The following is a 26,592-nucleotide window of genomic DNA, read 5'->3' as shown; positions in this document are numbered from 1 at the left end:
TTCAATTGAATTGCGGCTCCTTGAAAGAAAGACTCACAAATGATAGATTTAATGTGCAGTCTGCTCTACAGGCAGATCCAAGGAGAAAGGGGCGAGTTCTTTACCAGGAATGCGCCGCTTCGTTTTTCATGATTAAGTTCATTATTTCATTCGTGACTAAAAGTCACATTCCATGCTTTGATTATATCGTGACCTATAGTCACAGTCAAGGAGCTATTTATGTTTAATCGAGAAATTTTTGCGGAGCGTTTTAAAAACTTACGCCTTGAAAGGTCAATCTCACAACAAGACATTGCTTCTTCTTTAGGAGTTGACAGATCTATCGTAAGTCATTGGGAAAGAGGGACGCGGATTCCTAGTCTAGATATTGCTTACGCCTTGGCCGATTATTTTGACGTAAGCCTAGATTACCTTGTAGGACGGTCGAGTGATTCTACTTATTAGAGGAGTTTAGCTGCGCTCTACTGTTGCAACTCGCCGCATATTCAGGTAATTCTCTCGTTTGTTGCCAGCAACTACGAATCTCAACCATAAGCTATTTAACTGAATGTAATGCTCTTTACCTCTATTTTTTAATTAGGATAGGTCTTAAATAAAATATTTTGTGGAGATACCGTAGGTATTTTGATTGCAACTTATGCATTTGGCCATGTTCATTCCTCCAATGGATATTGTTAATTGAGACTATTTCATCTCAGTGATTCAGAAACATCCCCCGTAATACATCTACATCCAGTCCTTACTCTGGTTTCAAAGCTACTTTCAGTGCAAGTTACAAAATGGAAATAACACATTCTATTGGTTGGCTAACCGAGACTCTGGATTATTGTAATTACACTGATTTATTTAGTGCATATCCTTCCTAATGCAAAATTAATCTTCCGCATGCTAGAATATATAGTATATTTTGGTTTAAGGAGTGAAGCGTCATAAAACCTATTCCTTTAAATATTGAAAAAAACAACCATCTAATAACTGTTTATATTACTTTAATGACTGTTGTGTACTATGCTTACGTTTTTATAGAGCGATATCATCTATCTAAAGGTGATTCGATGTTATCAAAAGGTAAATTAACATTGGAAGAAATTAATTCAATTCTTAAACTTGGATCATATGCAAATGCAGCTGAGTTAATATTTTTCGGAATGTTTTTAACAGCTTTTCTTTTGGTTCATATACTTTCCAGGAAAAATATAAACATGTTATTTACCTTTTTATTGGTGAACGCAGGCCTCTTTTTGGGGATTTATGCTATTAATTATTTGATTTTTATTCTCACCAAAATGCCTATTGGGAACCTAATGCAACCCCTGTATTTATCATTTTCAGTATTCGTAGCTCTCTTTATATATGTACTTATATTGAAAGTCATAAAAGAATACCGTCGATGATTTTGCTAAAGCACCCTGCAGACGTTAAATCCATTTCAAGAGAACATACATGTATAGATTAGCTCCGCAATTTGGGAAACTACTACAGTGAAGCCCAAATAAAACCCTCAGACGGTTACCCCTATGATATATTTGAAACGCTCTCGAGACCCTGTAAAGGTTTGCCTTCAATTTTAAAAAATAACCACATGGAGTTGTGTAACTCACATATAGTTATTGGTTCAATAAGGAAATTTGTGTTGCTGGTTGAATGATGAGTTGAATCTTCACTAGTAGCAGAATAATTTAAGATAAATCAACCAACCTTGGATCTTGATAGCACCAATCTGGATCATAAGGTAAAGATGATAACGGGACTAGAGGAATTATATTATATTATATATATTCCATCTGTCAGTAAGTGATAATACAATATTTTCCTAAATGGGATTAAATTACTGCCCTTATATCAACTTGTATATCATCTTGCCTGACGCTCCTTTAGGGTTGCGCCCGATATTCTGTCTTGTCCTTCATCATACTTTAGATGATGTTTACAAGCCTGCTCATGACACATATTAAGGCTTGCTTCTTAGTTAACCAGAAGTCGTTGTACTTCGTTTTCATATGCTATACCTTCCTTCTTGTGCTGTTATGCCAACGCTGGGCGACTATGGAGTAGGGGAGGTGGCTAGCCTAGCACGTATCCTTATCTGTTCCATGTCAACTGCTCGTCAGCAGATTTCTCCCTTGCGCTGTAACAATCACTGAAAGGTTCAATTAAGTTGCGGACGATATGAAAAAAACCTTCGTTTTAGCCGCCCTACTCTTAATAGTGGCGGTATCTATCCTAAAAGATGCGATTTATTTATTTCTTCAAAATCATAATTTAGATACTTACGAGTCAGTTCATCATAAAAACCCACAGAGACCCAGGCTTTTCATCCTCGGCTAATATTGCCGTATATGGTTGTTTTTCTTGATGATGCAGGTAAGCAGTATGTTCATCCAAAATATTCCATCGCTTCTTTTTGATATCTGACCATTCGTCACAATAATACATTTGCATAATCAATTATACTCCTTCCCGTTAATATCCCTAATAGTAATTTTGTTTTTCGTTGCCTCATCAAGAACTAACTGCGGAATTGGTTTGTTTTGAACTGGTATTTCCAGTATCAATTCACCTTTAAGTCGCCCACCTTTTAGAGCATTCGGATTAAAAGGGCTATTTGTACTTTAGAACCCGATGAATATTTTTGAGCAAGTTCTCTCACATGGCTTATAGCTGTACTTTCTTTCACTTCACTCAAGAAGCCGAACAGATTATCTTCACGCCAGGCAAGGATGGCAAGCTGATCGTTAAGAATACATCACGCTGTTCCCTTGTTTTGCAACCGCACGCCGCTGCCGAAGAATAAAAAAGAAATCCTCGAATATAATGACAAGCTGTACATTACATTCGAGGACGGGATCACCGAAATCGAGCTGCGTTATAAGGCTATTAAGCCGGCTACTAATATTTTTATCCGGAGCGGCGACTCCTCCAGCGGACAGACGGGCTGAGCATATATTCCATCGTAATCGCAGCCTTGAACCATTTAAGAGAGGCGCAGCGCTTGTCCGGCGCAACGATCAAGCCGCGCTGGATGGCCCGGGACAGAAAAGGCCAGCTGCGCTTCAAACCCATGCCCATCGGCTCCAACCGATCATCGAACAATCGCTTGCGGACATCCGTAGGTGCTGTCCCGCGGCAGCAATAGTACAGCAATGCAGCCAAGCTGTAGATATCGCTAACTGGCCCTTGGCGGGATTGCTCGGAGTAGAGCTCGAGTGGCGAATACCCGGCAGTTGTCAGAATCGGTTGATCTCCGCTGCCGCCAAAGCGAATGGCTGAGCCGAAATCGAGCAGCTTCGCGTGTCCCTGCTGATCAATAATAATATTGCCCGGCTTCAAATCACGATGAATGATTCCTTGCTTATGCAGATGCTCTAGCGTCTCAATCAAAGGAAGCATCGTCTTGTACAGGAAGTCGGGCTCAACTATGTCCGGACGTCCTCCAATCATTTCAGCCAGCGTAACCCCTTCAACAAACTCCATCACAAGATAGACGGTGTCATTTTGTTCAAATTGATCTATAAAGCGAACAACGCCGGGATGCTCACAGGCCTTCAGAAGCTCCCCTTCATTCATAAATGCCTTCCTTAACGCATCATACTTCTCATCGGGCACTCCCGATAAACGGTGTACGGTGCTGCCATCCTTCCCTCTACGCACTAATGATTTAGGGAAGAATTCCTTGATCACGCACTTCATATCCTTCTCTTCGCATCTGACTGCGTATACCATCGCCAGCTCACTTGCGGAAATCTTACTGCGAACCCGGTAAGTCAGGGTCGCTCCAGATTCCCTGCTATACAATTTCGAATTGCGGCGCAGTCCACTCCCCTCGTTCCCCATGAATGCTTTACTCACTGTCAACCTCCACGAACATTTTCAAGAATAACCTATGTAGGATATCCTCATCTTACCAATTTCCCAGCAAGTTGACCATGCATAATCATGAGTTTATACCTTCTATTCTCCCGCTTGGCGCTCCAATCTTTCAAGCTCGGCGGCAAGCGCCGTCTTATCGAAATGCTCTCCGATGAAGACAGCCACATCCGGGATATTTCCTTGCGGAGTTATCTTCAGATAATCTGCTTCCCGGTAGGCGTATTGAAACATAAATCGGCTCGCCGTATCGGAGAAATGCAAAACCCCTTTTCCGCGATACACTTCCCTGGGCAGCTCTTTAATGAACTTCTCGAAATCAACACTATTCACGGGACCTGCAAAATAATGCGTATAGACCGTAACATGCTCATGAGAGTGATGAGCGGCATGTCCATCTGAATGCTCTGCATGATGCTTATGTTGATGATGGGGTTGGTCGTGATCGTGGTGATGATCATGCTCCGACATCAGCCACTCCTCGTTGCTTCCGCTATCTGTACTGTTTTTGCTCAGCAAAGGCTCAATATCCACCTGACATCTCTCTGCCGTAACAATCTTCGCATAGGGATTCAACCGCTGCAATAAGTCCAGTAGCCCGCTTAACTGCTCCGCCGTCACAAGATCGATCTTGTTCAGAATCAACCACGAGCCACAGCGGATCTGTTCGATCATCAATCGATAGGTCTTCCCCTGCTGAGCCTCATATAAGGCTGCCAAATGCGCTGCATCTACCACCGTAATCATCGGACGAATGTCCAGCTTAAGCAGCAGCGAGGATTCCGAGACCGCATCGAAGATTTCCATCGGATTCGCCGCTCCGGTCGCTTCAATCACAACGACATCGGGCTTCTCCTCCTGAATCAGCTCATAGAGCTGTGTGCTCAAATCACTGCGGATCGTGCAGCAGATACAGCCCCCGAGCATCTCCGCCATCGGAATTTCCGGACCGATCATCAGCCCGTCCAGATTAACCTCACCGATCTCATTCATAATGACAGCCGGGCGAAGCCCTTCCCTCTTCCACTCCGTGATCAATCGCTGCAGCAAAGTAGTCTTCCCACTGCCTAGAAATCCTGACAATATGTAAATGGGCGTAGCTCTATCCATATTTAAATTCCTCACTTTCTCTAACGACGACTCTTTTCCATGATTGCGAGTTTACACCATGCTCCAGAAACGTGCAACTTTCAGTGATCAATACTTAATAAGTAGACCCCGGAATATGATAAAATAAAAAGATAACATCACGTAAGAGAGGAAAATTGCTATGACAAGATCAGTCGATGAACATCGAAGTGAAGCACCCATCCATAAGAATTGCATGATTATTACTGTGTCGGATACGAGAGATAAGAGCAATGATTTCAGCGGACAGAATATTCAAAATCTGCTCACAGCTGAAGGATATAAGATCGTGGATTATACCATCGTCAAGGACGATTACGACGGTATCCGTCAGCTGCTGCGTCAAGCGGCGGCACATCGTAAGGTGGATGTCGTTCTGCTGAGCGGCGGCACAGGCATCGCTCCGAAGGATATGACCTATGAGGCGGTTCGCAGTCTGCTCAATAAGGAAATGCCGGGCTTTGGTGAGCTTTTCCGCCATCTCAGCTATACAGAGGATATCGGGTCTGCCGCGATTCTCAGCCGGGCGATCGCCGGTACAATCAGCAGCATGGCCGTCTTCTCTATGCCAGGCTCCCAGGCTGCTGTCAAGCTGGCGATGGAGAAGATCATTATCCCTGAGCTGCCGCATATTTTGAATGAAATTCACAAGAGATAATCTATGCAAAATACAAAGAATCCCCCTCTCGGCAAAGTTAGCCTTGGCCGAGAAGGGGATTTGTTTTATTTTACAGAGTCATCTGTTATTTGCTGCAGTACCTGCTGGAATACATCTTCAAGATCTGCGGTGTACTGATTCTTCTTCTGCCCACTTGAAGCATAGATCAGGGCTACCTTCCCCCTAGTCGCGATCACATTCGCTTCATTCTTCGCTGCGCCCTCTCCATAGATCTCCGCGATTTCACTTATCCGATCTTGTTCACTGGGATACACATTTAGAATCAGGAAGTGCCTGGCATCTCCATTGATATAATAATTGTAGCTGATCCCGCCGTCCAACGCCTCTGCATAAGTCTCGTGAGTAAGCTTGATACCGCGATCCGCACACTCTGCCCGCAGGGTCTTCAAGAGCGAAGAGTTAAGCGTCGTTCCATGAATTAGTTGGCGCTCATTGCCCTCTTGATAGCTCTTCATATTGTAACGGTTCATCTCTTGCTTCACCATTTGCTGCGACCCTGCGCCGCACCCGCTTTGCAGCAGCAGTGCCAACGCTATACTCAAGCCTAATGCTAGACATCTCATCGGAGTAACCCCTTCCTCATTCATAGCTAGTCGTCTGTTGATGATGTTAGCATGGCTTAACTCCGTCCACTTTATACCAGTTTTTCCCTTGGCCCGGCAAGGCTCTATCCCTCTGCTACTTATAGAATGGACTTCTGTCAAAAAAGTGGACAGTTATGAAGCAGATTTTCTGTTAAACTGTGCAGCAAAGCGAACGGGGGAAAGATAGCCTAAGGCCCCATGGATTCGTTTGCGATTGTAATAAAACTCAATATATTGAAACAAAGCCTGGTAAGCTTGTTTCTTCGTTTTGAAGCGAGCATTGCAATAAATGAGTTCTTTTTTCAAAACACTATGCCAGGACTCGATGCACGCATTGTCATAGCAATTTCCTTTTCGACTCATACTGGATAGCATCTGGTACTTTTTCAACTCTTTTCGGTATTCATGGGAGGTATACTGAGTCCCGCGGTCAGAGTGATGAATCAAGCCCTTCTTAGGACGTTTGGCTTTATAAGCGTCCTGTAAGGCTCCCAGCACCAGACTCGTTTCCATGTGGTTGTCTAAACGCCATCCTACAATCTCTCGAGTGCATAGATCCATAACACTCGCAAGATATAATCGCCCCTCCCGGCAAGGAATATACGTGATATCGGTTACCCAAACCGTGTTGGGTTGGGATACGTTAAATTGCTGATTCAGATGATTAGGTTCAATCGGATGGTCATGGTCAGAATCTGTAGTTCGCACGCGAAACTTCCTAGATACCACGGAGCGTAACTTCATTTCACGCATATACACACTCACCGTTCGTTCCGCAATGGGGTGCCCTTCCTGATGCAGAAGATGGGTGATTTTAGGGCTGCCATAACGCTTTTCATGGTCATGGAAATGGTACTGAATACGATCCATCACAGCCTTCTTCCGAAGCGCCTGCTCGCTGGGTTTCTTGATTCTCCATTTGTAATAACCGCTCCGGGAAACCTGAAGGACTTTGCACATCTTCACCAAAGAGAACTCGGAGCGATGTTCTTCAATAAATTGAAATCTTAGTTCTTTGGTTTGCTGAAGATGTGCACTGCTTTTTTTACGATGGCTAGTTCTTCTTCGACATCTGCAATCTTTTGCTCTTTTTCCTGGAGTTGACGGCTCATTTCATTTAATTGGGCTTCCAACTCTCGTACCCGATCTACACGGGCTGCCGGTTCGTTCTTTAATTCCCGATACTGGCTCATCCATTGGTGTAAGGTACTTCGAGGAATATTCAATTCCTCCGCCAGATCGGCTACCGTTTTGGTTTGTTCTTGAATGAACCTTACCGTTTGTTTCTTGAACTCTTCGTTATAACGTTGTCTCTGTTCTCCCATGTGGACACCTCCGTTGGTCTCATTATCTCCAGTCTGTTAACTGGTGTCCACTTTTTATTCTAGCAGCACCTGTTTCGTTAGAATTTTCAAAGGCCGTTTTTGGCGGGAATAGCGATACCACGTTTCGTTAGATTGCGGCAGCAGACCACCTACTCCTGTTCGAAGGTCTCATCATTCATCCTTTCCACAGCCTCGTAACCTGAATTAACTTAGTTCCTGCGAATTCCAGCTTATAAATATCCGGTTTCTTTGTCTCGATGAAGAAATCCCAGTCATAACCCGGATCAAAATAGCTCATCATCAGCGTCATGACATTGCCATGGGTACCGATAGCGATTTTCTTCCCTTTATACTGTTCGAGTAATTCGCTAAGAATCGGAACCGCCCGTTGTTGACAGGCCCTGCTCGATTCGCCCCCAGGCAGAGCATACTCCGGATCGGAGAACATATTCTGCACTTGCGTCATAAATTGCTCATCTCTAATGATGTAACTGTCACCGGCAAACTGCCTCTCCCTGAGGTCTTCATACGTTTTTATCGGCAAATTCAGTTTTCTGGCTAGCCCTTCCACGGTTCGTACCGCCCTCGCATACGGGCTGGAGACGATCACATCGATACCTTCCTCCTTCAGCAGCTCAGTCACCTGCCGGGACTTCAGTTCTCCCTCCGCACTTAATCCTCTTGTCCTCTCTTCACCCGCCTTATAAGGGGACTCCGCATGCCGCACCATATATATCGTCGTTAACATAGCTGACTCCTTCCATCAGGATCATCTGTTCTATCCTTCTAACCCACCCATAATGTGCGAAGCTGCTCGTCATCCCATGTCTCAAGCTCCAGCAATCTGTTGTAAGGATCTCCCTCAAGCTGCATCAGCTTGGCAAAAGCCGGCTCCGTCTTCAGACCCTCGCGCTTCAAAGCGATGATTTGTTGCCGGAATTCCTCTCCGTACAAGCGGAGCAACCGATCCTCGAGCACCATATGCCGATATCCGTTCTGTTCAACCACAGCCCTCTGCTGCCCGAAGATCTCCACAGGCCAATCCTCCAGCTGAAAATTCACTTTCACTCTCCAGATGCCAGCAACCTGACGTCTTGCCCGTTCAAAACCCGGATACCTCTGGAAATTCACCTCAGCCAGCGCCTCAAATCGGACAAAATCACGCACCTCACAAATGATATCCAGGTCACTATTCTCAACATGAATCCCGATGGGAAGCGTCCCGACTAGAGTTGGCTGATAGAGTTCCAGCAGCTGCATAAGCTTGTATTTGTTCAGCAGGTGATAGACCTCGCGCTGCGCGGGGTTGCCTGCTAGCAAATATCGTAAATCTGTCCAATTATGGATCAAATTTATGAATTCCTTTCCGTAGCATGAACATTTCTATTTGTGATCGACGTGCTCAGCTTATTTTCAAATCGAAAAGCCATCATCTTGCCGTTATCCTCGGTCTCAATCAGTTCCTCTCGATACGTATCCGGCGCATACCTTCCTACCGTCTTCCGCCAGAACGCCTGCGCCCTCTTGTTGCCCTCCCCCGGATTCGTCTGCAGCTCCCAAGTGCCAGCATGAAGATTAAATACCTGTATGGCTGCTGCCTCAGCAATCCCCTGACCACGGAAGGAGCGCAGAATGAAGAACTCATTCATATAGAACTCGATTCCAGGCGATGTATGAGGCGGCGTTGCCACAAGCGCAAAACCTGCGGGAATATCATTCACCAGCACCAGATAAGGGAACAGAACGGATGGCTTCTCCCACCAGATATCAAACACCTTATTCTGCTCCTGAAGCGTCAACGTGTCATCCGACTCAAAAACACCATATATGTTAGGCTTCCAGCCCCAAATCTCCGATAGATCATGCAAATATAGCGGATACAGATTATTGATAATAAATTTCGTATCTCGATCCGTCAAACTAATAGAAACTTTCACCATAAAGCACCTCCGATTAGACCGTATCCATGACTCCGAGACAATACAAGCGAAAAATTACCTATAATTAATATTTACTGCTGATGCATAGCAGGATCGACTTTCCGGCCGATATATAGCAAGTATGAGTTCCTAGAGTTTATTGCCGACTGCAATCCAGCGCCCATCAACATCCTCGAACACGAACTCGCGGTTGTTATAATCCGTCGTCGTCAAGGACCTTACGATCTTGATCCCTAATTGCTTCAGCTCTTCCTCCAGCCCCTTCTGATCATAGGCAACAAAATAAGCATCATAACCGTACCCATGACTAACTCTGTTCGGCGTAATCTTCTCCAAATTAGATTTCGTTAGAATAATCTCAACAGAATCTCTGTAAAGGCATACATGCGGCTCCGCCGCTTCAAGATAATTGACCGCTCCGAACCCGATCCGCTCATAGAAATGAGTCGTCCGTTCCAGATCAGGAACCGGAAATATCTGCAGACAATGCGATAATCCTTGCTTCATATGTCCTCCTCAATATATGTTGTCTCATTCCCTCGTCGATCGTCTCAATATGTAATGCTTCTCCCTGAACAGCTTCTTCACAGCACCCTCCTTAAGAATGGGGAGCTAGCGGGCAACCTCCACGGAAAATTCAATCAACCAGCAATCTCTGAACTGCCCCTCATGCAGCTCATGCTCCTTAAGCAGCTTCTTCTTGACGAATCCGCATTGTTCATAACAAGCAAGAGCCCTGGCATTCCAGGTTTGCGGGTCCATGACCACTTTATCCGCCTGACACTGATGGATTAAATAATCTTGCATCGAGCTGATGAGCTGTTTACCGATGCCCCTATTCCAGTAGTCCGTTTCACCGATAAATTGATCCATACCATAGATGATTCCGTCCGCATCGGTATACCCGTATTCCTGTCTGGAATCGTCAACCAATTGATAGAATTGAATACACTGAAATCGCTCGACACCGGGATACTTCTCTCCCAGGCTGTGAATCTCAAAGCCGACTTTTCGGTAAAAGCCTACAGCATCCTGATCCGTCTCAGCGATGATTGTAGAAGGTTGATAGTCTCGCATATATTCAGCTATTAATTTCTTACCTATTCCGCGCCCCCGATATGGAGCCTTCATCGCAATATGCTTTAGCTCCACCGCATCCTCAGAGTAGGGAATTATGCCTATTAATCCCGCCAGCTCATTGTCAATCATTATGCCAAAGAGCCCTCTGCTATCATTCGTTAAATACTGATCCAACTCACGCGCTATCCGTTCATCATCGGGCCACATACATTCGGCCAATAATAACTTCACTTCACCCAAATTATTATATGTTTTCAAATCTATCAAAATAACATCACCCGCACTCACTTTAACTCAATCTCATAAGGTTCAGATTCAATGACCTTGCTACCTTCCTCGCTGCCTCTGATAGAGAATTCGGCTTGAGCTACAATCGAATAATTGCCGGGCTTCTCCACCACTATCTCATTTAGCTTCGTGCTAATATGTCCGCCTCCGTCATAGCTGTACCTACTGCCCGGTTCCAGGAGAGTCCCAATCCCGATGTCATTTACCGTATATGTTCCATGCTCGATCGGTACCTCGATTCCGTCGCTATGATAGACCTTGTACGTGAACATCGCTGCTCCATGCATGATCTCTACCGCTCTATCACTGTTATTGCACAACAAACCTTCAACCACGAACGGTTCATTCACTTTGATCCCTGGCGGAATATTCATTTCGACTGTAAAACTAGCTTCGTTCATATCAGGATGATCCTGTTGTTCATGTGAAGTATTCGCAGGACTCTCGCGCTTCACAGTGCTTGCCAGCGAGTTCTCCCCACCTCTGCACCCTGAGAGAACCATACCTGCAAGAATCAGCGCAATTAACAAGCGGAGAACGCTCTTCCCCATCTTATTCAACACTCCTCAATGCTTAAGCTACAGATCTCTCCTAGTCTTCTCAGCGATATAAAAGTCGAGGGCCTTGATTCCACGGTGCGCCAGCTTGATGAATAGAATGAGGCAATAGACACCTAACACGGCAATCAACAAATAAAACACAAAGAATAAAAGCGAGAACCCTCCCAAAAAAGATACAGAAGTATCCACATCATGTCCCTCTTTTCTTCAAAATATGGTTGGTACTCCAACGGATTTTCAATATTGTACCATATTTCCCTGAGATCATCTGCCCTTTCCGTTAAGCCACTAGCCCTCTTCAATGACGTTCACTCAAAAAAAACACACCACCTCTCAGTGATATGTCCTCTCAACACCTCGATCTATCGGTTTACCTTTGTACGTAGCGAACGCCTATACACGATTACCGTCACCAGCCAGCTCATCAGAATGATAATTGCAAAGGGGGCTGTCTCAAAAATCGATTTTCCGACTTGGGACGCCTCTTTTGCGTGCCCAAAAATGTGAACAGCCCCCTATTCTGGCCGGATCACTCGGACACGGACATCATTGTCCGTTAGCGTTGATTCTGTGGCACCCCACTCTTGTAACGGACAATGATGTCCATTACAAGGGAAATAGCCGCGAAAAATGGCGCTTTTCGCTTCTAAGGGTCAAAAGTGTCCGTTAGAGGAGCGTAGTTGTTGTTTTCATGCTCTAACGGACATTTTTGACCGCTAGATCCGTGGAGAGTCCTGACCGTCCGTGTTTCTTGCGCCACGTAAGCTTAATAGATGGTACAAGGATCGAAGCCGACGCGATTAAATAATGAGTTTGAGATTGTGGCTTTGGCCCACAAAAAAGTTGGACGGAAAACATGACGTTTTTCCGCCCAACTTTTTATTTTAGAGGCTGATTGGACAGCCCCTCCCAGTTTCAATACTCTAGCTTCATCGTATTAATTCATATATACAGCCTTACCCGTACGCGCCGATTCGTAAATCGCCTCCAGAATTTCCGAGACGACGCAGGCCTGCTCCGGTGTAACGACCGGCTCCAGATCCTGATCGATCGCTTCAATCCACTTTCTCATTTCCACGTCAGCGGCATTCTCAGCCTTGCCATCATAGAAGGCTACCCCGCCGCTGCCAAGCTCAATGTCCTTCGTATACAGACGGCTGAATTGCTCACCGTTAATGCGCAAGCCATCCTTCATGTCCGCACCGGCTTCTGTTCCGCTGAGACTGCATTTTGCCTCATCCACCTCGAGTGTGTTGAGTGCCCAGCTGGACTCGAGCATCACTGTAGCTCCGTTCTCCATCACGATCATCCCGAATGCCGAATCCTCGACCGTAAATTTCTCAGGGTCCCAAGGTCCCCAAGCATTCGCCGCATTCTCGCGCTTCGCCAGCTCATGATACTTCGTACCGAGCACGACCTTCGGCTTATAATTATCCATCATCCATAGCGTCAAATCGAGCGCATGGGTGCCGATATCGATCAGCGGGCCGCCGCCTTGCTTCTCTTCATCGAGGAAGACGCCCCAAGTAGGTACCGCTCTTCTGCGGATCGCATGAGCCTTGGCGAAATAAATATCTCCCAATTCTCCTTGCTCACACAGTCTCTTCATATACAAGCTGTCCTCACGAAATCGATTGTTATAGCCGATCGTCAGCTTCTTGCCGGTCCGCTGCGCCGCATCCACCATTCTTCTGGCATCGGCAGCGGTCTTCGCCATCGGCTTCTCGCACATTACATGATGTCCCGCCTCCAGCGCCGCAATCGAAATTTCCGCATGAGCATCATTCGGTGTCAATACATGCACAATATCCAGCTGCTCAGTAGCCAGCATTTCCTTGTAATCCGCATAGACCTTCGCTTCTGGCGTACCGTATTGAGCCGCCGCCTTCTCAGCGCGCTCCAGAATAATGTCGCAGAATGCGACCATTTCCACACTGTCCAGCTTGCTCAGACTTGGCATATGCTTGCCATTGGCAATCCCGCCACAACCTACGATTCCGATTCGATATACTTTACTCATCTATACTCACCCTATTCTCAATTAATAGTTTGCTTCAGCTTACGATAAGAAGCCGGTGTCATCCCGAAGCGCCTGCGGAACACAGAATGCAGATAGGTCGCATTCGAGAAGCCTTCCGACTGTGCCACCTGCTCGATCGGCAGACTACTCTCCTCCAGCTTACGACAGACAGCACTCAAGCGGATATCCTCGACAATTTTGCTAAACGGCCTACTCTCATTCATGCTTCTAAATACCCGCTGCAGCTGCCTTGCACTAATATTCAACTGCTCGGCCACATTCTCCAGCGTCAGATTATTATTATAATTCGCTTCGATGTATTGAATAGCGTACTGATAGCGATGCTCCACCATATCGCGGACCGGCGCTTCTGCTGCGGTATCCCCTGAATCCCAGGCTCTGGCCGCCTTCAGCAAAATACTGATCACAGCTTGCTTAATCGAAGTGTAGAAGCCCCGATATTTCTTATCAGCTGCCTCATAGGCCTCCAGGAAGCAATGCATCGCGTGATGGGTGTCCAGGGTCGGCTTCAGCGGCCAGTGGCGCAGCTTCTCCATGCATTCCTCCGCTTCCGCAGCTTCCCATGGATCTACATCTTCCCGGCGTTTCTGGACGATATCGACATGCAGACATAGTTCATCCATCGCTTCATCGGCCGATGCCTCCTGATAATGCATCACGCCCGGCCCTGTCAGATAGAACATCCCCTCCGATAAGGAGAAGGGGCTATCCTCCAGAATGACCCGCCCCTTACCCCTAGGGATGAAGTGGAATTCGAATTCCGCATGGTTATGGAAGTCGATATATTTGCCCGGCTCAAAGCTCGTCAAATGGAAGCGCAGCACGCGGATGTCATAATGTCCCCAAGAGACGATGATCTCCAATCGCTCAAGCATATCCTGCTTCTCAAACATGGCTTCATAGGGAAAAGAACTCACAGCTCTACGCTCCATCATCTACAGACTCGGTGATCCCGGACGAATCACACGGCCTTCCTTGGCTGAGCGGTTCGCCGCTTCCATCAGCCTGGTCAGCTCTAGAGCGATCTCGATATTCTCATCTGCCCGGGTACCCTTCTGGATATGCCGTACCCACTGCTCAAATGCGGTCTCACGGTTGCTCAAGGTCGGTAATGGATGCCAAGCCTCCCCAAGCTCGCCCCGATTAGATCTAATCAGCAGCTGCTCTTCCGGCGTGCCGTACAGCAGAGTTCCTTCCGTTCCATGAACCTCGATGGAGAAAGGAGAATGACTATTCACGAATCCAGCCTCAACCACTCCGATCGCTCCAGATGCTGTGAACAGGCTGACTACGGCGTTGTCTTCAACCTCTTTTCCGGTAATATAGCCGAAATTGGCGCTCACTCCGGTAATCTCCTGATCCAGGAACAACCGCGTCAAATACATCGGATGACAGCCCAGATCGATCAAGGCACCGCCCCCACATTGCTGCAAGCTGTAGAAATGCTCCGGCAGCCAGCCTGCGATAGCCCCATTATGAGATAGACGAACCCGGACATAAGTGATCTGCCCGAGCAGCCCCTGTCCCAGAATATCCTGAATCGCAAGGGTGTAGCCATCATTCAAGCGAGGGAGTGATACGGTTAATTTGACCCCGTTCTGCTCGATCACTTCCATGATTTCCTGAGTTTCCTGCGAGTTAGGTGCTAGTACCTTTTCCGTAAAAATATGCTTCCCTGCCTTCGCAGCAGCTGTAATCACTTCTCTATGCTGATCCGTCGGGGCATCTACGATAACCGCATCCAGCTCAGGATGAGCCAGCATTTCATCCAGCTTGGCATAGTACGGAACACCAAGCTTCTCAGCCGCCTCGCGACCGCGCTGCTCCTGCTCATCCCATACCGCTACAATTTCAGTATCTGGATGCTCCTGGGCTTGATGGGTATAATCCCAAGCATGAACATGCCAGTAACTGGCCTTGCCTATTCGAATCGCCATTGTGTTCAGCCTCCTACATTAATATATAATTTCCTGACATCTAGTTACTAAGGTATCACAATAAATCGTTGTTTTTAAGTCAAAGTATACGACAATTTTATATGTTTTTGCGACATGTTTCTTTCATGAAAATAACGAAAAGCAGTCATTCCCAAGCTCCGTAACGAGACTTGCTACCGTCCTCCAGGTTACAAAACGCCTGCCCTGAATTGTAACGATACTGGGTATCGCTATTTGCGTCAAAAGGAGCCCCTTCAAAATCTAACGAAACTGGATATCGCTATTGTGGCAAATAAGGGGCTAGATGGCGGATTTTCGCCCGAATAACGATATGGTGTTTCGTTAGATTTAAATTGATGTGGATTTCTCCAAAATAACGATATAGTGTTTCGTTAGAGCTCCAGGATATCGCTAGAAGACTTGCCAACGCTATTACAACAACCTGATTATCACTAGTTTTCCCCTCGTCTGCCTCTCATCCGCCTCTCCCCTTGCCGATCACCCAACACATTACGAGCTAGTCACACTTATTTACATAGAAAAACAGACCAACAGGGTCACCAAAACGCCCCATTGGCCTGTTCAGTTCAGCACATCATCCAGCAAACTATACCGCAGCCGCGAAATATAACGCCTGCGCCTAGCCTAAGTCTACCGTCTACCCTCTATCTTCTTCTGCTTATTACTTAATCAGCTTAATGACCTGTCTACCCACCGCTTGCCCAGCTAGTACCGTCGACAACGCCTCGGGCACCCGCTCCAGCGGAAGCTCGGTAACTCCCTCGGCCAGGGCCGTCTCCGGCTTCCACGCTCCGGCAAGCTGCTGCCACAGTTTCTGCCGCAGCGGCATCGGACAGAACACCGAATCGATCCCTAGCAGATTGACCCCGCGCAGAATGAACGGGAATACCGTCGTGTCTATCTTGCTGCCGCCGGTTAGGCCGGAAATCGCCACCGAGCCGCCGTATTTGACCTGCTTCAGCACTTCAGCCGTGATTGCCCCGCCGACGGGATCAACAACAGCTGCCCAGCGCTCCTTGGCCAGCACCCCTTTGCCGCCACTCATCGCTTCCCCACGCCCTATCACCTCAGCTGCACCGAGAGCGCGCAGTTTGTCATGGGCCTGCGGTTTCCCGGTTACGGCAATTACATGATAGCCGAGCTTGCCCAGAATCGCTACCGCCAAACTGCCAACACCGCCGGAGGACCCAAGCACCAGCACAGAGCCTGAGTCCGGTGTGATCCCATTACCAATCAGCCGCTCTACCGACAGGGCAGCCGTGAACCCGGCTGTGCCGATCGCCATCGTCTCTAACAGACTCAGCCCTTGCGGCACGCGCACCAGCCAGTCCCCAGGCACACGGGCGACATCCGCCAGCCCGCCGTCCTGACTCACTCCCAATCCATAGCCTGTACACAGCACCAAATCGCCGGGCTGATAACGGCTATCCCTGGATTCCATCACCTCTCCGGCCAGATCAATCCCCGGTGTGATAGGATAACTGCGCACAATCTTTCCATCCGCGATACTAGCTAGCCCATCCTTATAATTGACGCTGGAATAGTGAACGCGAATCGTTACATCCCCTTCAGGCAGGTCAGCCAGATGGATTTCCTCGATCCCCGTGCGAAAGCCCTGCTCATCATGATGAACCCGATACGCTCTATACCCTTGCTCCATCAAGTCTCCTCCTCAACTCAAGCTTATTAACAAATGAATTCATCAGCTTTATCCTCTACTATCCTTATCTTACAACAAATAAAGCTGGAGTCTGAAATACAGCCCTCTTATTGTGGCATATTTCAGTCTCCAGCTCCATGTATTACTTCATAGGATTAACATCCATTTTCATTTTCCGTACCCATCACTTATAACAATGGATTCTCATGCTTCGCCTTCAGGATCTGCCAGCGACGCTCGACTTCCTGCTCAAAACCAGCCAATGCCTCCGCATTCTCCGGCTTGAGCAAGTGCCGTGTCTTACCCATCGTCTTCAGCCAATCCGCGAGCGGCACCCGTTTATTCTTATCCTCCGGATTATACGTAATCGTCGTTTGACCATGCTCGACCTCATATAGTGGGAAGAAGCAGGAATTAACGGCAGCATCCACAATATTGGTGCCCTCATCATCCGGAGTGATCCAGTTCAGCGGGCAAGCGATCAGAATTTTACCGTAGACCAGGCCTTCATTCTGAGCATACCATTGCGCCTTTGCCGCCTTCTTCACCAAATCCTGCGGATAAGCCTCGCTGCCGGTAAATACATAAGGGATATTCGTCGCCGCCATAATTTGCGCCGTATCCTTATGATGGAACACTTTACCCTTCTGCACCGAGCCGATATTAGAGGTAGATGTACGGTGACCGATCGGTGTCGAGTAGGACAGTTGGGCACCTGTATTCATATACCCTTCATTATCATATTCCACGATAATCATCCGATGACCGCGCAATGCAGCGCCGATGGCCGGGCCCATCCCGATATCCATCCCGCCATCGCCAGTAACCATGACGAAGGTGAAGTCATCCTGCAAGCCCAGCTCATCCAGCTCGCCTCTGCGCTTGCGTTCCCAGAACATTTCAACCACACCGGAGAGCGTTGCCGCACCGTTCTGGAACAGATTGTGGATATAGGTCGCCTTATGTGAAGAATAAGGATAGCCCGTCGTCACGACCATGGCACAGCCCGTATGGAACAACGCAACGATGTCGCCTTCAATCCCCTTGAAGAACAATTCCAGACCGGAGAAAATACCGCAACCCGGACATGCACCATGCCCTGGAGCGATCCGCTTCGGTTTCTTCGTCAAGGCACGTAACGGAGGAATCCGTACGCCGAGCTTGCCGGTCTCTTCATTCATTTTCACCTGAATCAGCCCGGTCTTGAGATCCTCGAACTTCATCGGCTTCAGCACACGCTGTGGTTCCTTGCCCTGATCCCCAGGCGTATGTCCATAATAATCGAACGGTACCTCCACCTTGTCCTTCTCAGCCGCTTCAATGGCTAATTCGAACAGCTTATGCCCATCCTCAGCATAGAATTCCTTGCCGCCAAGGCCATAGATACGACTGATCACTTTCGTTGAGTGATTGCCGTAGGTGAACAGAGCCGCCTTAATCTCATTAACCATATTGCCGCCATGCGCACCGAACGAATCAGCGCGATCGCCAACCGTAATCGCCTTGACGTTCTTGAGCGCTTCGGCAATCTGCTTCTGCGGGAATGGACGGATCATATTCGGGGCAATCGAGCCCGCCTTGATCCCTTGCGCACGCAGTTCGTCAACGACATCCTTAATGATCTCAGAAGCCGAATTCATCAGGAAAACCGCAACCTCGGCATCCTCCATCCGGTACAGATCCAGCATTTGATATTCGCGGCCCGTAAGCTGTGCATACTCGTCTGCGATTCTCTCAAATACCTTCTCGGCGTTATACATCGCTTCCGATTGCTGATATTTATTATTGATATAGTCCGGTTCATTCATATAAGGTCCGACTGTAATCGGATGATTGCGATCCAGTGTATCCGGGAAGCCTGCCGGTGGACGCTCACCCACGAATTTAAGCACATCCTCGCTATGTGCGAACGTACGCACACGGCGCTTCTGATGAGACGTGAAATAGCCGTCCGAAGCCACCAGCACAGGTAATCTTACCTCTGGATCTTCAGCGAGCTTCAGCGCCATAATATTCATATCATAGACGGCTTGCGGATCGCGACACATCAGAATCGGCCAGCCTGTATTCAGGGCAAAATACAAGTCCGAGTGGTCGCCATGAATGTCGAGCGGACCCGATATCGAGCGGCACACCAGATTCATGACCATCGGGAAGCGGGTACCGGATTGCACATTCATCTGCTCCAGCATATACATGTAACCGTTCGCGCTGGTCGCATTGAAGACGCGGCCGCCGGCTGTGGATGCACCATAACAGATCCCGGCCGAGCTATGCTCACCGTCCGACGGAATCAGCTTGATATCATGCTGCCCATTCGCTTTCATCAAATCCAGGAACTGAGCCACTTCAGTCGATGGAGAGATCGGGAAATACCCCATAATATGATAATTAATTTGATGGGCGGCATACGCTGCCATCTCATTGCCAGATTCATATACAATCCGCTCTTCCACCTTGGCCAGTCTCTGTTCCTTCTCCAAATTGATTGCCATCAATGTTACCGCCTTTCTATTTCTGATTTATTGAATGGCCAGATCGAATAAATGGGGAACACGATGTTCCTCCGCATAGCCTTCTTCTTCACGCTCTTTCGAGAGCGCATCCGTCGGGCAAGCATGAACACATTTCAGGCAGCCTTTACAGTATTGATAATCGATGCCCTTCAGGAACATCTGCGGTCTGCCCTTCTTATCCGGGAGTTCCTCCCAGACGAAGCAGTTATCAGGGCACACATTGTCGCACTGGGCACAGTGGATACAAGACGCAGCCTCGAAATGCGGCATCATCCCGGAGCGGGAAATGCTCAAATCTTTCAAAATGCTATTGCCCGGATTTGAGATAATACCGCCGATGGGCTGAGTTTCATAGCCAAGCACTGGCGTGTCCATCCGTACAAATTCCGGCATACTTGCTCCTTCCGGCAAATCAAAGGTCTTGAAGACCACCCCTTGATAGCCGCGTTCAAAGGTAGCCAGCGCCGGGGCAACGGTCTGCGGATATTTCTTCTCTAGCGACTTACGAATAACATCCTTCATCGTATCCGGATCAAGGAAGGGACATAGTCTGAATAATGCGCCTAGCATGGCCATATTAACACGGTTCTTCTCCTCAAGTGCGATTCCTGTTGCATCGACCACCGCGATCGTACCGCCGAGCAATTTCATCTTCTCTTGCAGCTCTTCAGGAGTTTTCCGTGAATTTACTAGAACGGTGCTGTCTTCATAGATACCGCTAATCACATTTACGGTCTTGGCCAGCGCCTCCTGGAATATCCCCACGATATGTGGGCGTTCTACCGGTGAAGTGTCCCGGATCGGAGTATCCAGATCACAGAAGCGGATATGCGCCTTGACCGGCGAGCCCTTCTTCTCCGAACCATAGGAAGAGAAGCTAACTCCGTTGAAGCCCGCGCCTTCCACGCCAGCCTCTGCGAGCATTTTGCCCGCCAGATTGGCACCTAACCCTCCAATGGACTCCAAGCGAATCTCAAAAAAACCAAGCTTGTTCTTTTTTGGCAACTGTACCACGTCATAGCTCCCTTCTTCGCAAATGCGAGATCATAACGACGTAAATCAGTAATTATTTTAAAATAAATAGACCTTACTTAATTTTTCAATTTATCATAGAAGTAGTGTGACGAATGTAACAAATGTCATATGGACAATCTCATTTTGACCTTTTTACCCGGATTGTCACAAAATTTAAGTATTGTCGAATCTCGTAACAATCTGTGGATAGAAATGAGCGCTCAAACCTCTAAAAAAATCGATTTTTGCGCTTTCCCGAGAAATAATTACTCAGCTGACAACAACAAGACTGCCAAACAAGTGAATTCACACTTATCTAGCAGTCTTTCATAATAAGTATCTTCTATATATAGAGGGAAATCAAAGAATGACCTGCCCTATCGTCCCTCTTCCTCATGCAAGCTGAGCCGTTCCTCAATCATCCGCTGCCGCAGCTCCCAAGCCTCTTGACTAAGTCTGACCTTGTAGATCTCAGGATTTAGCTTGCGCAGATATTCTGGCCAGAACATATCCAGCTGCTGCGTATGATAAGCTTTGATATCCTCCAATGCCGGTAAATCATAGACGAGCTCTCCCCGCTCAAAGATCGGCTGCAGCATCGGGATCGCTTCATAATCCTTGACCGTCTTCTTAATATAAGGATGCATGGGATCGAAGAGGCGTAAATTCCCGCCGGTTCGCGCCTGCTTCTCATGCGGGAAGCAGACATAATCGGCTATGCATTTACAGCTTTCCTTGCTGACGATGCGCAGCACATCCTTCTTGCCAGGAGAAGTTACCTTCTCCGGATTGCCGGAAATCTTGATCGTCGGCTCCATCTCGCCATTATGCTCGCGCTCGACCAGCTTGTACACTCCGCCAAGCGCTGGTTGATCAGCCGCCGTAATGAGCTGGGTACCGACGCCCCAGGAATCGATCCTGGCTCCTTGCGCCTTCAAGTTGAAGATCGTATTCTCATCCAAATCATTAGAGGCCACGATCTTCACATAAGGGAGCCCGGCATCGTCTAGCATTTGGCGAGCCTTAATCGACAGATAGGCGAGATCGCCGCTATCGATGCGGATACTGCCGAGCCGCTTGCCCATCGCCTCAAGCTTACGTGCCGTCTTGATCGCATTCGGTACTCCGCTCTCCAGTGTATCGAAGGTATCGACCAGGAGCGACACTTGATCAGGCAGCGCCCTGGCATAGATATCGAAGGCCTCGTCTTCAGAGTCGAAGATCTGTACCCAGGAGTGCGCATGTGTCCCTTTGGTCGGGATGCCGAATATTTTGCCAGCTAACAGATTCGATGTCGCATCAAAGCCGGAAATATATGTAGCTCTCGCTCCCCAGATCGCGGCGTCCGCTTCCTGCGCCCGCCGGGTACCGAATTCCATCAGCACATCATCCTTAGCCACGCTCTTGATCCGGGACGCCTTGGTCGCGATCAAGGTCTGGAAGTTCATGAAATTAAGTAGTGCAGTCTCCACGAGCTGCGTCTCCATAATCGTACCCTCGACGCGAATCAGCGGCTCATTCGGGAAGCACAGAGCGCCTTCCTCGAAGGAATAGACATTGCCACCGAAGCGGAAATTACGCAGCAGATCCAGAAATTCTGGCTTATAATTCTCTTCCTGCATCGCCAAATAATCGAGATCCTCTTCGGTAAATTGCAAATTGGATATATAGTTCACAATCCGTTCCAGCCCGGCGAATACCGCATACCCATTGCCGAACGGCAGCTTGCGGAAATAAGCCTCGAATACGGTTTGCTTAAGATGGGTCCCATTTAGCCAGTGAGCATAGATCATATTGATTTGATATTTATCCGTATGTAACGCCATCTCTGTACAATACATGGTCCTCGTCCCCCTAACAATCCTGATGACAAAAAAAGGCAGCAGGTGGTTCCTTCTGCCCTTAGATTTATTTAAGAATATACCTTCTGTTCAGCAATGTCGAGCACCATCTATATGTCATATGTTGTCAAAATCACATTAAAACTTAGGTATAGATCGATAACTGCGGTGTAAAGTCAGTAAATCGATATAGTTGGGCCGGACGCTGCGAATATTGATTAGACAGCATCGGCTTGCCGTTCTCATCGCGCACCTCTTCCAGAATACCTTGGCGGCTGCGCGTGGAAGTGATTTTGCGGATAAAATTAAGCTCGGCAAAATCAGGAACAACCGTCTGAATGACTTGATACAGCTCCCCCAGTGTGAAATGCGGAGGCAGGAACTGCTTAGCAATCGTCGTATGAAGCATCTGCTGTTGTATCCTTAAGTAAGCATCCTCAAGAATTTCACGATGGTCAAATGCCAATTGCAAATCATCAAGCGCCTCCCGCACCGGGAACAGTCCAACCTCCTGGGCATCATCGGCAGCCTGCCGCTTCTCGATCACACCTTCCTCCACCAAGGCGAAGAAGGCATGGGAGATAATCCATCCACGCGGGTCCCGGCCTGGCCTGCTGTACACACCGAGATATTCCAGATGGTGGCCATCCACGCCAGTCTCTTCCTTCAATTCTCTTCGCGCCGTCTCATACAGGGATTCATTCTCCTGACAGAACCCCCCAGGCAGTGCCCATGCACCAGCATAAGGCCAGCTTCTTCTGCGAATCAGCATGACCTTCAGATCAAACCTTGGCAAAGACTTCGTTGCGGCCTTTCTCTCCTGGCGAGTCAACGTGAACATCACGATATCGGCTGGAATTCCATCCGGTGTCCGATATTTCTTGACCTCCATCACCCCATTGGCACGCTCTTGCTCATGTTCTTTACTCATCACGATCACCATCACCACATCAGTTATAATATATCAGTGTACCCCAAGATAATAACAATAAAAGAAATACATTTATGCCATAAAAAGCAACCCGCTGCTTATTCCCGAGGCAATCGGAAGGTTCCGGTGGCCACACAGCAGAGCTCATCATTGCTGTCACGAATCTCGGCACGACAGGTCATCGTGCGGTAGGTCTCATGCACAGGATAAGCATAAGTCTTGATCGCTCCCACTTTGGCTGCATGCAAGAAATTCACACTCAAATGCGTAGTAACTCCAAGACGTCCCTTGATCGCGCCTACCAGCGTACCCATCGCTTGGTCCATCAGCGAGGATAGAACGCCGCCATGTACGATACCCACATAGTTCAAATGCGTATCTTTTATTTCCAGTTCAATCTCTACGCATTCCTTCTCAATCCGATTGAATTTCATTCCCAGATTGCCTGAGAAGCTCATTTGCTCCTTCAGCATAATTTCCGACCATTCCATGAATCGTTACCTCCTAAATCCTAAATCCTAAATCTTTAATTCATACTTCCTCATCAAGGTGCCGATTCCATGCTCAATAAAAAGGTGCGGAAGCGCACTCCCGCACCGACTTATTTACCTCATTAATCACCATAGCCGGAAGTCGTTGCCGGCGAGTTACTTCCCGTCTCCACATTCACTTTCTGTGATACCGTATCGCTAATAACCGAGATGACAAGCTGCAGCAAATAATTGATATCACTTTGGCTTTGTTGAAAATCCGTAACGAGTGGAATATTGTCTAATTCGTCCTGCAATGCCGAAATTTCAGCTTCGATTTTGTCCACCATCGCCTTGTTCTGAAAGCTCTCAAAAGCCACAACTTCCTTCTGCTTCTTCTTGATGGTGCTAATCAGGCTCTGTACCTTCTCATGCTTCTGGATCTGCTGCTCAGCTTGCCTGAACTGCTGAACTTCCTCGCTGGTACCGATCAATTCGGCCAATTCCTTCGCCTTAGCCATAATATCATCGCGAATGATCAGATCACGGGTATCGAATTTCGGAATTCCGCAATCTGTATGCTGTTGTTGCTGCGTCAAGGTTTCCCCTCCTCATCAATCTTCTTCGGTCGTTACTTGTCGGTCTAGGTCAGCCTTCATTCAAGACACGGAAGAGATGCTCTCCGGTATGACCTTCCCCTTGATGTACCAAGTCATCGGCTCCGTGATTTCCACCATCACGAACTTGCCGACCAAATCGGTGCTTCCTTCAAAATGAACGAGTTTATTCGATCTTGTGCGGCCGGACAGAATATTCGTGTTCTTCTTGCTCTCTCCTTCGACCAGCACTTCCACGATTTCGCCACGCATGGCATCGTTGCGCTGACGGCTGTATTCGTTAACCGCATCATTCAAACGCTGCAGCCGCTCTTTCTTCACTTCCATCGGAATGTTGTCTTCCATCACGGCCGCCGGTGTTCCTTCACGCGGTGAATAAATGAATGTATAGGCCGAGTCATAGCCCACTTCACGCACGAGAGACAGCGTCTCCTCGAACTGCTCATCCGTCTCCCCTGGGAAGCCGACGATAATATCGGTGGTCAGCACCACGTTAGGGATCGCCGTCTTAATTTTCTTAACAAGCTCCAGATAGCTCTCCCGCGTATACTTACGGCTCATCTTCTTCAGCACGGCACTGCTGCCGGATTGCACCGGTAGATGGATATGCTCCACCAGGTTACCGCCCTTCGCCAGCACCTCGATCAGATGATCATCGAAGTCGCGGGGATGCGAGGTGGTGAAGCGAATCCGCGGAATGTCGATCTTATGGATATCATCCATTAGATCGCCGAATCTGTAATCGATATCCGTGAAATCCTTGCCATAAGCGTTCACATTCTGACCAAGCAGAGTAATCTCCTTGAAGCCTTGACGCGCAAGTTCTCTCACTTCAGCGATAACATCCTCCGGCCGGCGACTTCTTTCCTTCCCGCGCGTAAAAGGTACGATGCAATATGTACAGAATTTGTCGCAGCCGTACATAATATTCACCCAGGCCCGCATGCCTTCGCGTTTCTTAGGCAGGTTCTCTATGATGTCGCCTTCCTTGGACCAGACCTCAACCACCATCTCTTTACTGAACAGTGCCTCCTGAATCAGGTAAGGCAGACGGTGGACATTATGCGTTCCGAAGATCATATCGACAAAACCGTGCTTCTGCAAAATCCGTTTCACAACGCTCTCTTCCTGCGACATACAGCCGCAGACGCCGAGCAGCAAATCTGGCTTTTCCATCTTTAGTACCTTCATATGTCCGAGTTCACCGAACACTTTATCCTCAGCATTCTCACGAATCGCACAGGTGTTGTACAGAATAATATCTGCTTCCTTGCGATCCTCCGTAGGCTGGTAACCCATCTGCTCCAAAAGACCCTTGATCGTCTCACTATCATGCTCATTCATTTGGCAGCCAAATGTGTATACAATATAGTGTTTGCCAAGTCCAATCTGCCGGAGCTCCTCTGGGACCATATTGTCATACAATACTTTGATTTCTTCCTTGCCACGCTGCTTCTCAATCCGGCTATTCGGTTCCGACAAGATTTGGATCTCCCGTCCGCGGATTCTGATCTTCTTCCCTCGTTCGTCCTCCGAGATGACTTTTGCGTCCGAAAAATCAAAATACTTGGAGTAATCCTTGGTTTCTTTAGCCACGGTGTCGGCTCACTCCCTTTTAATCTATGTTTGTACCCAAGCGGTTCAGCAACCTTGTAAAAATGCATTACACTAAATTATAACATGATTTATAGTGCTTATCCACCTGGATTCTGGTAAAATAGCCCCGCCTAAACCGCAGAAAATCTGCGCAAATCCACAAAAAAAGAAACCTCGTTCCTGTAAGAACGAAGCTTCTCTCTGCATCCTTGAACTATTAAAAACCTTTATATTGCGGCTCCTCCTGCTCCAATTGCTGCACTCGGGTTTGCACCTGGTCCACGATTTGCTGAGTTTGCGCAGCAGCATTAGTGAACATTTGCTTGGCTTCCTGGTTTTGTGTACTCAGAGCGAATGTTTCCAGGCTGGCCTGAGCGCTTTTTAAGGAAGCTAAAGTTGTCTTAACTTGGGATGCGACGGTCAATTTGTTCACCACCTTAATCGATTGTCAGTTTGAACAAGCATTAATTTTGCCATATTCCAGCTTCATAATGCAT

Annotated in this window: 25 protein-coding genes and 2 pseudogenes; 3 read left to right on the top strand and 24 right to left on the bottom strand. The window is 47.8% G+C overall.

The features are described from left to right. Positions 1–219 precede the first annotated feature (219 nt). A complete protein-coding gene (locus BFJ94_RS04190) occupies positions 220–444 on the top strand; it encodes a helix-turn-helix domain-containing protein (protein WP_120461486.1) in 225 nt (74 codons plus the stop codon). Between the two features lie 1,783 nt (positions 445–2,227). Here BFJ94_RS04190 and BFJ94_RS04180 read toward each other — a convergent pair. Beyond that, positions 2,228–2,442: pseudogene (locus BFJ94_RS04180) on the bottom strand (hypothetical protein); the annotation flags it as partial. A 244-nt stretch (positions 2,443–2,686) separates the two neighbouring features. On the opposite strand from BFJ94_RS04180, the pseudogene BFJ94_RS04170 reads away from it, so the two are divergent. After that, positions 2,687–2,939: pseudogene (locus BFJ94_RS04170) on the top strand (VWA domain-containing protein); the annotation flags it as partial. Here the strand turns inward: BFJ94_RS04170 and BFJ94_RS04165 are convergent. Together BFJ94_RS04165 and BFJ94_RS04160 are read right to left on the bottom strand one after the other, a co-directional pair. Continuing rightward, positions 2,899–3,849: a serine/threonine protein kinase gene (locus tag BFJ94_RS04165; protein ID WP_229717171.1), complete on the bottom strand. Its 951-nt coding sequence runs from the start codon at positions 3,847–3,849 to the stop codon at positions 2,899–2,901. The pseudogene BFJ94_RS04170 and the gene BFJ94_RS04165 sit on opposite strands and share 41 nt — an antisense overlap. Positions 3,850–3,951: 102 nt before the next feature. After that, positions 3,952–4,977 (bottom strand): CobW family GTP-binding protein, encoded by a 1,026-nt coding sequence (locus tag BFJ94_RS04160; protein WP_120461482.1) that lies wholly within the window; start codon positions 4,975–4,977, stop codon positions 3,952–3,954. 160 nt (positions 4,978–5,137) lie between these two features. On the opposite strand from BFJ94_RS04160, the gene BFJ94_RS04155 reads away from it, so the two are divergent. Then, complete coding sequence (locus tag BFJ94_RS04155) at positions 5,138–5,653, top strand: MogA/MoaB family molybdenum cofactor biosynthesis protein (RefSeq protein ID WP_120461480.1); 516 nt, start codon at positions 5,138–5,140, stop codon at positions 5,651–5,653. Between the two features lie 65 nt (positions 5,654–5,718). Here the strand turns inward: BFJ94_RS04155 and BFJ94_RS04150 are convergent, their stop codons facing one another. The 21 genes from BFJ94_RS04150 to BFJ94_RS04050 form a co-directional block, all read right to left on the bottom strand. Next, positions 5,719–6,237 carry a hypothetical protein gene (locus BFJ94_RS04150; protein ID WP_120461478.1) on the bottom strand — a complete coding sequence of 173 codons (519 nt, stop codon included), beginning with the start codon at positions 6,235–6,237 and terminating at the stop codon, positions 5,719–5,721. Between the two features lie 153 nt (positions 6,238–6,390). Next, on the bottom strand, positions 6,391–7,254 hold the full coding sequence (locus tag BFJ94_RS04145; protein WP_240431932.1) for an IS3 family transposase: 864 nt from the start codon (positions 7,252–7,254) through the stop codon (positions 6,391–6,393). A gap of 11 nt (positions 7,255–7,265) precedes the next feature. Beyond that, on the bottom strand, positions 7,266–7,583 hold the full coding sequence (locus BFJ94_RS04140) for an LA_3659 family protein (RefSeq protein ID WP_120461474.1): 318 nt from the start codon (positions 7,581–7,583) through the stop codon (positions 7,266–7,268). A 175-nt stretch (positions 7,584–7,758) separates the two neighbouring features. Continuing rightward, a complete protein-coding gene (locus BFJ94_RS04135; RefSeq protein ID WP_120461472.1) occupies positions 7,759–8,331 on the bottom strand; it encodes a histidine phosphatase family protein in 573 nt (190 codons plus the stop codon). 38 nt (positions 8,332–8,369) lie between these two features. Then, the gene (locus BFJ94_RS04130; protein ID WP_229716947.1) at positions 8,370–8,933 is read right to left on the bottom strand and encodes a DUF4269 domain-containing protein; all 564 of its coding nucleotides are present in this window, start codon (positions 8,931–8,933) and stop codon (positions 8,370–8,372) included. A 2-nt stretch (positions 8,934–8,935) separates the two neighbouring features. Continuing rightward, entirely contained in the window at positions 8,936–9,520 is a 585-nt protein-coding gene (locus BFJ94_RS04125; protein ID WP_120465078.1) for a GNAT family N-acetyltransferase, read from the bottom strand. A 132-nt stretch (positions 9,521–9,652) separates the two neighbouring features. Beyond that, a complete protein-coding gene (locus BFJ94_RS04120; protein WP_120461470.1) occupies positions 9,653–10,030 on the bottom strand; it encodes a VOC family protein in 378 nt (125 codons plus the stop codon). Between the two features lie 105 nt (positions 10,031–10,135). Next, complete coding sequence (locus BFJ94_RS04115) at positions 10,136–10,870, bottom strand: GNAT family N-acetyltransferase (RefSeq protein ID WP_188831418.1); 735 nt, start codon at positions 10,868–10,870, stop codon at positions 10,136–10,138. Positions 10,871–10,887: 17 nt separating this feature from the next. Beyond that, entirely contained in the window at positions 10,888–11,442 is a 555-nt protein-coding gene (locus tag BFJ94_RS04110; protein ID WP_120461468.1) for a hypothetical protein, read from the bottom strand. 946 nt (positions 11,443–12,388) lie between these two features. Continuing rightward, positions 12,389–13,471, bottom strand: coding sequence for a Gfo/Idh/MocA family protein (locus BFJ94_RS04105; RefSeq protein ID WP_120461467.1), 1,083 nt, complete (start codon positions 13,469–13,471; stop codon positions 12,389–12,391). A gap of 17 nt (positions 13,472–13,488) precedes the next feature. Continuing rightward, complete coding sequence (locus tag BFJ94_RS04100) at positions 13,489–14,409, bottom strand: AraC family transcriptional regulator (RefSeq protein ID WP_240431892.1); 921 nt, start codon at positions 14,407–14,409, stop codon at positions 13,489–13,491. 18 nt (positions 14,410–14,427) lie between these two features. Then, complete coding sequence (locus BFJ94_RS04095; RefSeq protein ID WP_120461465.1) at positions 14,428–15,429, bottom strand: Gfo/Idh/MocA family protein; 1,002 nt, start codon at positions 15,427–15,429, stop codon at positions 14,428–14,430. Positions 15,430–16,111: 682 nt separating this feature from the next. Next, positions 16,112–17,110, bottom strand: a complete 999-nt coding sequence (locus BFJ94_RS04090; RefSeq protein ID WP_120461463.1) for an acrylyl-CoA reductase family protein — start codon at positions 17,108–17,110, stop codon at positions 16,112–16,114. Positions 17,111–17,298: 188 nt separating this feature from the next. Beyond that, a complete protein-coding gene (locus BFJ94_RS04085) occupies positions 17,299–19,605 on the bottom strand; it encodes a thiamine pyrophosphate-dependent enzyme (RefSeq protein ID WP_120461461.1) in 2,307 nt (768 codons plus the stop codon). Positions 19,606–19,632: 27 nt separating this feature from the next. Continuing rightward, positions 19,633–20,640, bottom strand: a complete 1,008-nt coding sequence (locus tag BFJ94_RS04080; RefSeq protein WP_120461458.1) for a 2-oxoacid:acceptor oxidoreductase family protein — start codon at positions 20,638–20,640, stop codon at positions 19,633–19,635. Positions 20,641–21,017: 377 nt separating this feature from the next. Next, positions 21,018–22,481, bottom strand: a complete 1,464-nt coding sequence (locus BFJ94_RS04075) for a nicotinate phosphoribosyltransferase (RefSeq protein ID WP_120461456.1) — start codon at positions 22,479–22,481, stop codon at positions 21,018–21,020. Between the two features lie 145 nt (positions 22,482–22,626). Continuing rightward, entirely contained in the window at positions 22,627–23,424 is a 798-nt protein-coding gene (locus BFJ94_RS04070; RefSeq protein WP_120461454.1) for an NUDIX domain-containing protein, read from the bottom strand. An 86-nt stretch (positions 23,425–23,510) separates the two neighbouring features. Further along, positions 23,511–23,903 (bottom strand): PaaI family thioesterase, encoded by a 393-nt coding sequence (locus tag BFJ94_RS04065; protein WP_120461452.1) that lies wholly within the window; start codon positions 23,901–23,903, stop codon positions 23,511–23,513. A 122-nt stretch (positions 23,904–24,025) separates the two neighbouring features. After that, a complete protein-coding gene (locus tag BFJ94_RS04060) occupies positions 24,026–24,481 on the bottom strand; it encodes a YlbF/YmcA family competence regulator (RefSeq protein WP_229716944.1) in 456 nt (151 codons plus the stop codon). 60 nt (positions 24,482–24,541) lie between these two features. After that, on the bottom strand, positions 24,542–26,095 hold the full coding sequence (gene miaB / locus BFJ94_RS04055) for a tRNA (N6-isopentenyl adenosine(37)-C2)-methylthiotransferase MiaB (protein ID WP_120461450.1): 1,554 nt from the start codon (positions 26,093–26,095) through the stop codon (positions 24,542–24,544). Between the two features lie 217 nt (positions 26,096–26,312). Continuing rightward, positions 26,313–26,519, bottom strand: coding sequence for a DUF1657 domain-containing protein (locus tag BFJ94_RS04050; protein ID WP_120461448.1), 207 nt, complete (start codon positions 26,517–26,519; stop codon positions 26,313–26,315). Positions 26,520–26,592 lie beyond the last annotated feature (73 nt).

This window comes from Paenibacillus aceti (genome assembly GCF_003614185.1).
GTDB lineage: Bacteria > Bacillota > Bacilli > Paenibacillales > Paenibacillaceae > Fontibacillus > Fontibacillus aceti.
This window is presented reverse-complemented; position numbering and strand designations above follow the sequence as displayed.

What these genes read in the sequence shown, in the direction of transcription:
- BFJ94_RS04070 (WP_120461454.1), bottom strand. Translation starts at nt 23,424, where the DNA reads ATGGTGATCGTGATGAGTAAAGAACATGAGCAAGAGCGTGCCAATGGG.
- BFJ94_RS04085 (WP_120461461.1), bottom strand. Translation starts at nt 19,605, where the DNA reads ATGGCAATCAATTTGGAGAAGGAACAGAGACTGGCCAAGGTGGAAGAG.
- BFJ94_RS04105 (WP_120461467.1), bottom strand. Translation starts at nt 13,471, where the DNA reads ATGAGTAAAGTATATCGAATCGGAATCGTAGGTTGTGGCGGGATTGCC.
- BFJ94_RS04075 (WP_120461456.1), bottom strand. Translation starts at nt 22,481, where the DNA reads ATGTATTGTACAGAGATGGCGTTACATACGGATAAATATCAAATCAAT.
- BFJ94_RS04190 (WP_120461486.1), top strand. Translation starts at nt 220, where the DNA reads ATGTTTAATCGAGAAATTTTTGCGGAGCGTTTTAAAAACTTACGCCTT.
- BFJ94_RS04135 (WP_120461472.1), bottom strand. Translation starts at nt 8,331, where the DNA reads ATGTTAACGACGATATATATGGTGCGGCATGCGGAGTCCCCTTATAAG.
- BFJ94_RS04065 (WP_120461452.1), bottom strand. Translation starts at nt 23,903, where the DNA reads ATGGAATGGTCGGAAATTATGCTGAAGGAGCAAATGAGCTTCTCAGGC.
- BFJ94_RS04090 (WP_120461463.1), bottom strand. Translation starts at nt 17,110, where the DNA reads ATGGAGCAAGGGTATAGAGCGTATCGGGTTCATCATGATGAGCAGGGC.
- BFJ94_RS04110 (WP_120461468.1), bottom strand. Translation starts at nt 11,442, where the DNA reads ATGGGGAAGAGCGTTCTCCGCTTGTTAATTGCGCTGATTCTTGCAGGT.
- BFJ94_RS04150 (WP_120461478.1), bottom strand. Translation starts at nt 6,237, where the DNA reads ATGAGATGTCTAGCATTAGGCTTGAGTATAGCGTTGGCACTGCTGCTG.
- BFJ94_RS04120 (WP_120461470.1), bottom strand. Translation starts at nt 10,030, where the DNA reads ATGAAGCAAGGATTATCGCATTGTCTGCAGATATTTCCGGTTCCTGAT.
- BFJ94_RS04140 (WP_120461474.1), bottom strand. Translation starts at nt 7,583, where the DNA reads ATGGGAGAACAGAGACAACGTTATAACGAAGAGTTCAAGAAACAAACG.
- BFJ94_RS04155 (WP_120461480.1), top strand. Translation starts at nt 5,138, where the DNA reads ATGACAAGATCAGTCGATGAACATCGAAGTGAAGCACCCATCCATAAG.
- BFJ94_RS04160 (WP_120461482.1), bottom strand. Translation starts at nt 4,977, where the DNA reads ATGGATAGAGCTACGCCCATTTACATATTGTCAGGATTTCTAGGCAGT.
- BFJ94_RS04095 (WP_120461465.1), bottom strand. Translation starts at nt 15,429, where the DNA reads ATGGCGATTCGAATAGGCAAGGCCAGTTACTGGCATGTTCATGCTTGG.